The sequence below is a fragment of the Novosphingobium sp. genome, assembly GCF_049240505.1.
In the GTDB taxonomy this organism is placed as follows: domain Bacteria; phylum Pseudomonadota; class Alphaproteobacteria; order Sphingomonadales; family Sphingomonadaceae; genus Novosphingobium.
The window spans coordinates 1-9,380 of record NZ_JBMLSM010000131.1 but is presented as its reverse complement, the minus strand read 5'-3'; the positions used below and the strand labels follow the sequence as shown (position 1 = coordinate 9,380).

15 protein-coding genes are annotated in these 9,380 nt (G+C 61.3%); 1 reads left to right on the top strand and 14 read right to left on the bottom strand.

Translation table 11 applies throughout. The features are described from left to right. Positions 1-280 (top strand): hypothetical protein (locus ACOVQ0_RS11185; protein ID WP_421884333.1); only part of this gene is annotated, 280 nt, incomplete at its 5' end. 78 nt (positions 281-358) lie between these two features. On the opposite strand, the gene gdhA is transcribed toward ACOVQ0_RS11185, so the two are convergent. The 14 genes from gdhA to rplN form a co-directional block, all read right to left on the bottom strand. Next, a complete protein-coding gene (gene gdhA, locus ACOVQ0_RS11180; protein WP_421884330.1) occupies positions 359-1,714 on the bottom strand; it encodes an NADP-specific glutamate dehydrogenase in 1,356 nt (451 codons plus the stop codon). Positions 1,715-1,866: 152 nt separating this feature from the next. After that, a complete protein-coding gene (locus tag ACOVQ0_RS11175; RefSeq protein WP_421884327.1) occupies positions 1,867-2,619 on the bottom strand; it encodes an SRPBCC family protein in 753 nt (250 codons plus the stop codon). A gap of 45 nt (positions 2,620-2,664) precedes the next feature. Next, positions 2,665-3,315, bottom strand: coding sequence for an adenylate kinase (locus ACOVQ0_RS11170; protein WP_421884324.1), 651 nt, complete (start codon positions 3,313-3,315; stop codon positions 2,665-2,667). Between the two features lie 31 nt (positions 3,316-3,346). Beyond that, the gene (secY, locus tag ACOVQ0_RS11165; RefSeq protein ID WP_421884320.1) at positions 3,347-4,714 is read right to left on the bottom strand and encodes a preprotein translocase subunit SecY; all 1,368 of its coding nucleotides are present in this window, start codon (positions 4,712-4,714) and stop codon (positions 3,347-3,349) included. Between the two features lie 147 nt (positions 4,715-4,861). Further along, positions 4,862-5,377, bottom strand: coding sequence for a 50S ribosomal protein L15 (gene rplO / locus ACOVQ0_RS11160; protein WP_421884317.1), 516 nt, complete (start codon positions 5,375-5,377; stop codon positions 4,862-4,864). 169 nt (positions 5,378-5,546) lie between these two features. Further along, positions 5,547-5,723 (bottom strand): 50S ribosomal protein L30, encoded by a 177-nt coding sequence (rpmD, locus tag ACOVQ0_RS11155; RefSeq protein ID WP_168853242.1) that lies wholly within the window; start codon positions 5,721-5,723, stop codon positions 5,547-5,549. Positions 5,724-5,729: 6 nt separating this feature from the next. Next, a complete protein-coding gene (gene rpsE, locus ACOVQ0_RS11150; protein ID WP_168853241.1) occupies positions 5,730-6,440 on the bottom strand; it encodes a 30S ribosomal protein S5 in 711 nt (236 codons plus the stop codon). A 2-nt stretch (positions 6,441-6,442) separates the two neighbouring features. Further along, positions 6,443-6,793, bottom strand: coding sequence for a 50S ribosomal protein L18 (rplR, locus tag ACOVQ0_RS11145; RefSeq protein ID WP_168853240.1), 351 nt, complete (start codon positions 6,791-6,793; stop codon positions 6,443-6,445). Beyond that, positions 6,793-7,326: a 50S ribosomal protein L6 gene (rplF, locus tag ACOVQ0_RS11140; RefSeq protein ID WP_168853239.1), complete on the bottom strand. Its 534-nt coding sequence runs from the start codon at positions 7,324-7,326 to the stop codon at positions 6,793-6,795. The genes rplR and rplF overlap by 1 nt, the downstream gene beginning before the upstream one ends. Then, complete coding sequence (gene rpsH / locus ACOVQ0_RS11135; RefSeq protein WP_168853238.1) at positions 7,326-7,721, bottom strand: 30S ribosomal protein S8; 396 nt, start codon at positions 7,719-7,721, stop codon at positions 7,326-7,328. Before rpsH ends, rplF begins: the two co-directional genes overlap by 1 nt. Positions 7,722-7,731: 10 nt before the next feature. Next, positions 7,732-8,037, bottom strand: coding sequence for a 30S ribosomal protein S14 (rpsN, locus tag ACOVQ0_RS11130; RefSeq protein WP_421884312.1), 306 nt, complete (start codon positions 8,035-8,037; stop codon positions 7,732-7,734). Positions 8,038-8,065: 28 nt separating this feature from the next. Beyond that, a complete protein-coding gene (gene rplE / locus ACOVQ0_RS11125; RefSeq protein WP_421884308.1) occupies positions 8,066-8,647 on the bottom strand; it encodes a 50S ribosomal protein L5 in 582 nt (193 codons plus the stop codon). After that, on the bottom strand, positions 8,640-8,957 hold the full coding sequence (gene rplX / locus ACOVQ0_RS11120; RefSeq protein WP_168853235.1) for a 50S ribosomal protein L24: 318 nt from the start codon (positions 8,955-8,957) through the stop codon (positions 8,640-8,642). The genes rplE and rplX overlap by 8 nt, the downstream gene beginning before the upstream one ends. Beyond that, positions 8,957-9,325, bottom strand: coding sequence for a 50S ribosomal protein L14 (gene rplN, locus ACOVQ0_RS11115; RefSeq protein ID WP_168853234.1), 369 nt, complete (start codon positions 9,323-9,325; stop codon positions 8,957-8,959). The genes rplX and rplN overlap by 1 nt, the downstream gene beginning before the upstream one ends. Positions 9,326-9,380: the final 55 nt, after the last annotated feature.

Sequence of the window (9,380 nt, the reverse complement as noted above, 5' to 3'; positions counted from 1 at the left end):
GATCCATGTCCTTGATCTTACCTTCCTCGATGAGCTTGAGCTGAGCCGCCATGGCTTCGTTCCCCTTGCTAGAGTTGGCTCACATGAACCGTCAACAAGGGTTATGTACCCATTTCGTTCTCATGGAACAAGTAGGGAACGAAAATATTTCTCCGCGATGGTGGCAACACTCAGCAAATCCTTATCGGCGAAAGCAAATTCCGTCACTCCACAGGTCTGCGCACCTGTGGGAAAGCTGCAAATCCTTGACCGCACGACGCCAGAGATGCCTCGGAAATGAAAGAACCGGCTGTGACCGGGCGAGGATTCGCCCAACCGCAGCCGGTTCCATTCAATCGCCGTCAGATGTCGCGTCAGCTCACACCACGCCGAAGGCCAGCATCGCGTCGGCCACCTTCTTGAAGCCACCGATGTTTGCGCCCTTTACATAGTCGATATAGCCGCCACCCTGATCGCCGTAGGTAAGGCACGATTTGTGAATGCCCGCCATGATGTCCTTGAGCATCTGCTGCAATTCGTCCTCCCGCCACGACCGCCGCTCTGAATTCTGGCTCATCTCCAGGCCGGAAACGGCAACACCGCCCGCGTTCGATGCCTTGCCGGGCGCGTAAAGAATCTTCGCGGCCTTGAACACATGAACGCCGTCCAGATCGGTCGGCATGTTGGCACCCTCGGCCACCGCCTTGCAGCCATTGGCGATCAGCATGCGTGCATCATCGCCCAGCAGTTCGTTCTGCGTGGCGCAGGGCAGCGCCACATCGCACGGCACGCCCCACGGCGTCTTGCCCGCCACGAACGTCGCCTTGGGATAGGCCTCGACATATTCCTCGATCCGGCCCCGACGATGCGTCTTGTGGCTTTTCACCCAGTTTATCTTCTCCTGATCGATGCCGTCTGGATCATGGATATATCCGCCGGAATCCGAAAGCGTCAGCACCTTGCCGCCAAGCTGGACGATCTTCTCCGCCGCGTGCGTGGCCACATTGCCCGAACCAGAGATGACGGCGGTCTTGCCGATCAGGTCTTCCCCCTTTGTCGCCAGCATGTTGGCAAGGAAATAGACCGCGCCATATCCGGTCGCCTCGGTGCGAATCAGCGAGCCGCCCCACTCCAGCCCCTTGCCGGTCAGCACGCCGGTAAAGTTGTTGGTAATGCGCTTGTACTGGCCGAACATAAACCCGATCTCGCGACCGCCTACCCCAATGTCGCCCGCCGGAACGTCCACGTCGGCGCCGATGTGGCGGTACAGCTCGGTCATGAAGCTCTGGCAGAAGCGCATGATCTCGCGCACGCTCTTGCCCTTGGGGTTGAAGTTCGATCCGCCCTTGCCGCCGCCCATCGGCAGTCCGGTCAGCGCGTTCTTGAAGGTCTGCTCGAACGCGAGGAACTTCAGCACCGATTCCGTGACGCTGGGGTGAAAACGGATGCCGCCCTTGTATGGCCCGATCGCGTTGTTGTTCTGCACGCGCCATCCGCGCTGCACGCGGACATTGCCGTTATCGTCCTCCCAGCACACGCGGAACGAAACAACGCGGTCCGGCTCGGCAATGCGACGCAGGATCTGCTGGGCGTGGTATTCTTCCTTGTCCTCGATGAACTCGAAGATGTCCTCGGCCACTTCCTGCACGGCCTGGACGAATTCCGGCTGATACGGATTGCGCTTTTTCACGCCCTCCATGAACGTCGGCAAATCGACATGATCGGATACGGCCACGGTGCTCTCCCCCTCGAAGGAGCCTGAAGGCTCCTGTTGCGATCTGGTGCGCCCCGTTTCACGAGCGACTTCGGAACGTCGCCCGAGTCGCAATCTTTTGTCACACGAAGATTAGCGTGTTTTGGCGTGGGCGAAAGCGGTGGAACCGCAAATCATCTGCCCGCTGGCGTCTCGCCATCCTTTTTGGGGAAAAGCTTGTCGAGCGCGGATTTGACCGACTGCCCGGCCGCTTCCTCGTCACGCGCCGGATCAGGAGTATAACTCGAGTTCTCTTCCGCTACTTGCGGTTCAGCGCTGACCGGTTCGGTCGCGATTGCAGGTTCAGGCTTGTCGGCTGCTGGCTGCACTGGTCCCAACAACTTCACCAGACCATCGAGCTGTCCGGCCAGCACCTTGTCCACCGCGCCCGAAATCATGTCGGACTTGTATCGCATGAAACCGCCGACGACATATTCCCACAGAATGCGCGTGGCCTTGCCTCCGCTGCCATCGACCGGCTTGAACGTCACCGTCATGGTGCCGTTCACCGCTTCAGACTGCAGCGGCCCCAACCCGCCAACCATCCGCAACGCACGGTAAGGCTCCGCATAGACCACGCGCATGTGCATCACCGAACCAGGCTTCTGCCCGGCAGGCGCATCCTTGGGAACCGGCAGCTTCTCGCAGAAACAGCCATTGGCATTTGCATCGAGCGTCATGTTCGCCGCATCGCCCGAAAACGTGTGCTGGGCATTCCACCATGACGATGGCGTAACCAGCGCTTTCCACGCCTCAGCCGGAGAGGCCGCTACTTCAGCGGTGACCCGCGATACAAAACCATCGTCGTTCTTCAGCGTGACTTCTGCAGACGCAGAAACGGCGGAGCCAGCCAGCCCCGCCGCCAGAAGAAGATGCACGATGCGCATTGCCGGAGTCTCCGCCCGCCCCGAACGGGCGTTTACATCCGTCTGTTAGCGCTTGCCGAGGATCGCCTCAATGGCTGCCGTAACCTCGTCCATGTCGGCCATGCCATCAACGCGCGAAACGATACCCTGCGTTTCATAGATCGGCAGGATCGGCGCAGTCTTTGCGCGATATTCGGCCATGCGCGTGCGCACGGTTTCCTCGTTGTCGTCAGGGCGACGCTTAAATTCGTGGCCACCGCACTTGTCGCAGGTGCCATCGACGGCAGGCTTTTCGAACGTATCGTGATAGCCCTTGCCGCACGAAGCGCAGGTGTAACGCCCGGTGATGCGCTCAACCAGCGCGTCCTCGTTCACGTCCAGTTCGATCACGTGGTCCAGCTTGCGCCCACGGCTTTCGAGGATAGCATCAAGCGATTCCGCCTGCGGCGCCGTGCGCGGGTAGCCATCGAAGATCGCACCCTGCCCTGCGGGCATCGCGTCAAGTTCATCACCGATCAGCGCCGAAACGATCTCGTCCGAAACGAGCTGCCCCGCTTCCATCACTGCCTTGGCCTTGAGGCCCACCGGCGTCTCGGCCTTTACCGCTGCGCGCAGCATGTCGCCCGTCGAAAGCTGCTTCATGCCGTGGCGTTCGACCAGACGCTGTGCCTGGGTGCCCTTGCCCGCGCCCGGAGGGCCCAACAGGATGATGTTCACGGTAAGTCTTCCCCTCTTGCGGCTGCTGCCCTCAGCGCAGCCTGCCCTTCAGTTTCGCCTTCTTGATCAGGTCGCCGTACTGGTGCGCCAGCAGATGCGACTGGATCTGGGTGATTGTATCGACTGTCACGTTGACCACGATCAACAGGCTGGTGCCGCCAAAGAACACCGCACCCATACCCGTCTCGGCCATGATGAATTCCGGCACCACACAGACCACGGTGATATATGCCGCACCCAGCACGGTGATGCGAGTTAGCACATAGTCTAAGTAGTTCATGGTGTTCTTGCCGGGGCGGATGCCCGGAATGAACCCGCCGTTCTTCTTCAGGTTCTCGGCCGTTTCTTCCGGGTTGAACACCACGGCGGTATAGAAGAACGCGAAGAAGATGATGCCCAGCGCATAGAGCACCATGTACAGCGGCTTGCCGTGCCCGAGGTACTGGTTCAGCGTGACGATCGCCTGCCCCATCGTCGTATCGGGCGAAATCGAGTTGCCCGCAAACTGCGTGATCGTCAGCGGCAGCAGCAGAAGCGAACTGGCGAAGATCGGCGGAATGACGCCTGCGGTGTTGAGCTTCAGCGGCAGGTGGCTGCTGTCGGCCTGCATCATGCCGCGCTGCGTTGCCCGCTTGGGATACTGGATCAGCAGCCGCCGCGTGGCGCGCTCGAAGAAGCAGATCCCCAGCACCAGTCCGATCAGCATGATCACGATGCCAACGATCAGGAACGGCGAGATCGAACCGGTGCGGCCACCTTCGAACAGGTTGCCGAAGAACTTCGGCAGCTGCGCGACGATGCCAGCCATGATGATCAGCGAAACGCCGTTACCAATCCCGCGCGACGTGATCTGCTCACCCAGCCACAGCAGGAACATCGTGCCGCCGATCAGCGAGATCACCGCGCCGACGCGGAAAAGGATGCCGGGGTTGACCACCGCCTGCAGACCACTTGACGCGCCGTATGCCTCAAGCCCGGAGGCGAGGACCCAGCCCTGGATCGCGGTCAGCAACACCGCACCATAGCGGGTGTACTGGTTGAGCTTCTTGCGCCCGCTTTCGCCTTCCTTCTTCATCGCCGCCAATGCGGGGTGAAGCGAGGCGGCGAGCTGAACCACGATCGAGGCCGTGATATAGGGCATCACCCCCAGCGCGATCAGGCTCATGCGTTCGAGCGATCCGCCCGAAAACGCGTTGAAGATGTCGAGAACGCCGCCCCGCGTCTGGTCGTACAGCGTCTCCATGATCAGCGGGTTCACACCCGGCAGCGGCACGAAGCTCAGGAAGCGGAACACGATGAGCGCACCCACCGTAAACCAGATGCGCTTCTTAAGCTCGGTCGCTTTGGAGAAGTTGGCCAGATTCAGGTTGCTGGCGATATTATCGGCGCGTGATGCCATTTCGGGGTTCTAAGCCTTGCTGCGAGACCGGGCCGATGCCTCAGGGTCTCCGACGTCATGAGCTAGCCCATATAGTGCGGGGACGCGAAAGTCGAACCCCTGCAATACCGAAATCCCCGCCCGACTGGCGGGCGGGGACCGGAATGCTTACTTGGCCTTGTTGGCAGCGGCGCGTGCCGCCTTCTTTTCGGCCTCGCTCGGACCAGCTTCGGGGATCGAAACCGAACCGCCAGCCTTTTCGACTGCTGCAACCGCGCCCTTCGAGGCACCGGCAACCTGGAACGCAACCTTTGCGGTCAGTTCGCCCTTGGCGAGCAGGCGCACGCCGTCCTTGCCACCACGCGCGAGGCCAGCGGCCTTCAGCGCTGCGTGATCGACGGTGCCCGAGATGTCGAGCTTGCCCGCATCGATCATCTTCTGGATCATGCCCAGGTTAACTTCGGCATAGTCCTTGGCGAAGATGTTGTTGAAGCCGCGCTTCGGGATGCGCATGTGCAGCGGCATCTGGCCACCTTCGAAGCCGTTGATGCTGACGCCCGAACGCGCCTTGGCACCCTTCTGGCCACGACCGGCGGTCTTGCCCTTGCCCGAGCCGATGCCACGGCCAACGCGCATACGGCCCTTACGGGCACCATAGTTGTCGCTAATTTCGTTCAGTTTCATATCGTGCACTCGCTTTCGCTTTGAGTCGCGCTTCGGAAGGTTGCGCGCCTAGACCATCGGTCACGGCTTGTCACCCCTCCAGGACCTGTCGAAGCACCGCGCTTCCGGCCCCAAAGGAAAACCCCGGCACATGGCCGGGGTGTCCCATTTCCCATTAGGGAAGCAATGGTCAGTCGACCACGGCCACCATGTGGGGAAGCTTGGCGATGGCGCCGCGCACTTCCGCCGTGTCTTCCAACTCGACCACGCGGTTCATCTTGCCCAGGCCCAGGCCGACCAGAATCTTCTTCTGGCTTTCCGGGCGACGGATCGGCGAACCGATCTGCTTGATCTTGATCGTTGCCATGACCGATTACTCCGCGATGGCTTCGGCAGCAGCTTCGGCTTCGACCTGCGAAGCACCACCACGACCGAGCAGATCGGCAACCTTCTTGCCACGACGCTGCGCAACCGACTTCGGCGAAGTCTGGTCGGTCAGCGCGTCGAAGGTGGCGCGGATCATGTTGTAGGGGTTGGACGTGCCGACCGACTTGGTCACCACGTCGGCAACACCAAGGCTTTCGAACACGGCGCGCATCGGACCACCGGCGATGATGCCCGTACCGGCCGGAGCCGTGCGAACGTTCACCTTGCCTGCGCCGAAACGGCCCTTGCCGTCATGGTGCAGGGTGCGGCCTTCCTTCAGCGGCACGCGGACCATTGCGCGCTTTGCAGCGGCAGTAGCCTTGGTGATCGCTTCAGGCACTTCGCGAGCCTTGCCCTTGCCAAAGCCTGCACGGCCCTTGCCGTCGCCGACCACGACGAGTGCTGCAAAGCCGAAGCGCTTGCCGCCCTTGACGGTCTTGGAGACGCGGTTGATGTGGACGAGCTTTTCGATCAGCTCCTCGCCACCTTCCTCGTCGTTGTTGCCACGACCGCGACGGTCATCGCGGCGGCCACGGCCACCACGTTCGCCACCGCGATCATTCCCGCCACGACCGCGACCGCGACCGCGACCTTCACGCTGCTCACCGCCGGTTGCTTCGGCCGGGGCGGCGACTTCCAGGTTGGTTTCGTCAGCCATTGTCAGAACTCCAGCCCGCCTTCACGGGCGGCATCGGCCAGCGCCTTGACGCGGCCATGGAACAGGAACCCGCCGCGATCGAACACGACAGTGGTGATGCCGGCGGCCTTGGCCTTCTCGGCGATCTCGGTGCCAACCTTGGCGGCAGCATCGACATTCGCGCCGATCGACTTCTCGCCCTTCACCAGCGTCGAAGCAGCGGCAAGCGTCTTGCCCTGTGCGTCGTCGATGATCTGGACGTAGATGTGACGGCCGGAGCGATGCACCGACAGGCGAGGACGACCGCCCGAGCGCGCCTTGAGCGCGGTACGGACGCGACGACGGCGGCGTTCGAAGAGAGACAGCTTTGCCATTACTTCTTCTTCCCTTCCTTGCGGAAGATAAACTCGCCGCGGTACTTGATACCCTTACCCTTGTAGGGCTCGGGCTTGCGCCAGCGACGGATCTCGGCGGCAACCTGGCCGACCTTCTGCTTGTCGATACCCGAGATTTCCACCGTGGTGTTGTCAGGGGTCTTGATCTCGATGCCTTCCGGCACCGCGAAATCGACATCGTGGCTGTAGCCAAGCTGCAGCTTCAGGTTCTTGCCCTGCGCGTTGGCACGATAGCCGACGCCGGTGATTTCAAGAACCTTGGTGTAGCCCTGCGTAACGCCGGTCACGAGGTTGTCGACGAGGGTGCGCTGCATACCCCAGAAAGCACGAGCCGACTTGGTGTCGTTTGCGGGCTTCACGAGGATGCTGTCACCATCGACGGTGTAGCTGATTTCGTCACGGAGCGCGAGCGTCAGGGTGCCCTTCGGGCCCTTCACGGTCAGCACGCCGTCAGCGATGTTCGCGGTGACCCCACCAGGGATCGTCACCGGCTTCTTGCCGATGCGGCTCATCAGAACACCTCCGCAAGCACTTCGCCACCGACGTTGGCAGCACGTGCTTCGGCATCCGAAAGCACGCCCTTCGGCGTCGAGACGATGGTGATGCCAAGGCCGTTACGGATCACCGGAAGTTCCTTGGAACCCGAGTAGACGCGGCGGCCAGGCTTGGAGACACGGGCAACATGCTTGATCGCAGGTGCGCCTTCGAAATACTTCAGCTCGATGCGCAGCTGCGGGTGGGCACCAGTGGTGTCCTCCGAAAAACCGCGAATGTAGCCTTCACGCTGAAGGACTTCGAGCACGTGCGCACGCAGCTTCGAAGCGGGCGAGAGGACCGAGTCCTTCTTCGCCTGCTGGCCGTTGCGGATGCGGGTGAGCATATCACCCAGGGGGTCGGTCATTGCCATCGGATGATCCTTACCAGCTCGACTTGGTCACGCCGGGGATAAGCCCCTTGTTGGCCAGGTCACGCAATTCGATGCGGCACAGGCCAAACTTGCGATAGTAGCCACGCGGGCGGCCGGTGGTGTTGCAACGGTTGCGGACGCGGGTCGGGTTCGCGTTGCGCGGAAGTTGTGCCATCTTCAGACGGGCAATGAGGCGCTCGGTTTCATCGAGCGATTCATCGTCGGCCGTGGCCTTCAGCGCAGCGTACTTCGCCGCATACTTCTGAACGAGAGCCTTGCGCTTCTCGTTCTTGTTGATCGAACTCAGTTTCGCCATTGGACTTAAGCTCTTTCCTAGAACTGGCTCAGGCGGCCTGCTGCTGTTCAGCAGCATCCTGCGGGAACGGGAAACCGAACAGGCGAAGCAGCTCGCGCGCTTCCTCGTCGGTCTTGGCAGAGGTGGTGACGATGATGTCCATGCCGCGCACCTTTTCGATCTGGTCGTAGCTGATCTCTGGGAAGATGATCTGCTCTTTCAGACCCATCGCGTAGTTGCCGCGACCATCGAACGACTTCGGGTTAAGACCACGGAAGTCGCGGATGCGGGGCATTGCGATGGTGATGAGACGGTCGAGGAATTCGTACATGCGTTCACGGCGCAGGGTAACCTTGCAACCGATCGGCATACCTTCACGCAGCTTGAACTGCGCGATGGACTTCTTCGCCTTGGTGATGACAGGCTTCTGACCGGCGATCAGCTCCATTTCGGCAGCTGCGGTCGTAACCTTCTTCTTGTCCTGGCTCGCTTCGCCCACGCCCATGTTGAGCGTGATCTTTTCGATGCGCGGGATTTCCATCGCGTTCTTGTAGCCGAACTTGGCCTGCATCGCGGCAGCGATTTCGGCGTCATACTTCGACCGCATACGCGGAGTGTACTTATCAGCCATCGATGGCCTCCCCGGACTTGACGGCCACACGGACCTTCTTGCCATCGCGCTCTTCGAAGCGGACGCGGGTGGCCTTGCCATCCTTGTCAGCAACCGAAACCTTCGAGATGTGCATCGGCGCTTCGAAGCGATCAATGCCACCCTGGGGGTTGGTCTGGCTCGGCTTGCGGTGACGCGCGGCGATATTGACGCCCTGCACCACGACCTTTTCATCCTTCGGAAGAACCTGCAGCACCGTGCCGGTGCGGCCCTTGTCCTTGCCCGAACGAACGACGACAGTGTCGCCCTTCTTGATCTTTGCGGCGGCCATTACAGCACCTCCGGCGCGAGCGAGATGATCTTCATGAAGCCCTTGCCGCGCAGTTCGCGAACAACAGGTCCAAAGATACGGGTGCCGATGGGCTCTTCGTTCTTGCCGACGAGCACAGCAGCGTTGCCGTCGAAGCGGATGACCGAACCGTCGGAACGACGGACGTCCTTCTTCGTGCGCACGATAACAGCGCGGTGCACGTCGCCCTTCTTAACGCGGGCGCGCGGCTGCGCTTCCTTCACCGACACCACGATGATGTCGCCGACGCTTGCGAACCGACGCTTCGAGCCACCCAGCACCTTGATGCACTGGACGCGCTTCGCGCCGCTGTTGTCCGCCACGTCGAGATTGGATTGCATCTGGATCATTGATCCGGTTCCTTCTCACTGGCTTGCCGGAACCAGTCCGGCAGTTCCAAAACAG

What these genes read in the sequence shown, in the direction of transcription:
- rplX (WP_168853235.1), bottom strand. Translation starts at nt 8,957, where the DNA reads ATGGCCGCCGCAAAGATCAAGAAGGGCGACACTGTCGTCGTTCGTTCG.
- rplF (WP_168853239.1), bottom strand. Translation starts at nt 7,326, where the DNA reads ATGAGCCGCATCGGCAAGAAGCCGGTGACGATCCCTGGTGGGGTCACC.
- rplN (WP_168853234.1), bottom strand. Translation starts at nt 9,325, where the DNA reads ATGATCCAGATGCAATCCAATCTCGACGTGGCGGACAACAGCGGCGCG.
- secY (WP_421884320.1), bottom strand. Translation starts at nt 4,714, where the DNA reads ATGGCATCACGCGCCGATAATATCGCCAGCAACCTGAATCTGGCCAAC.
- rplR (WP_168853240.1), bottom strand. Translation starts at nt 6,793, where the DNA reads ATGGCAAAGCTGTCTCTCTTCGAACGCCGCCGTCGTCGCGTCCGTACC.
- rpmD (WP_168853242.1), bottom strand. Translation starts at nt 5,723, where the DNA reads ATGGCAACGATCAAGATCAAGCAGATCGGTTCGCCGATCCGTCGCCCG.
- rpsN (WP_421884312.1), bottom strand. Translation starts at nt 8,037, where the DNA reads ATGGCGAAACTGAGTTCGATCAACAAGAACGAGAAGCGCAAGGCTCTC.
- rpsE (WP_168853241.1), bottom strand. Translation starts at nt 6,440, where the DNA reads ATGGCTGACGAAACCAACCTGGAAGTCGCCGCCCCGGCCGAAGCAACC.
- rplO (WP_421884317.1), bottom strand. Translation starts at nt 5,377, where the DNA reads ATGAAACTGAACGAAATTAGCGACAACTATGGTGCCCGTAAGGGCCGT.
- rpsH (WP_168853238.1), bottom strand. Translation starts at nt 7,721, where the DNA reads ATGGCAATGACCGACCCCCTGGGTGATATGCTCACCCGCATCCGCAAC.
- ACOVQ0_RS11175 (WP_421884327.1), bottom strand. Translation starts at nt 2,619, where the DNA reads ATGCGCATCGTGCATCTTCTTCTGGCGGCGGGGCTGGCTGGCTCCGCC.
- rplE (WP_421884308.1), bottom strand. Translation starts at nt 8,647, where the DNA reads ATGGCTGATAAGTACACTCCGCGTATGCGGTCGAAGTATGACGCCGAA.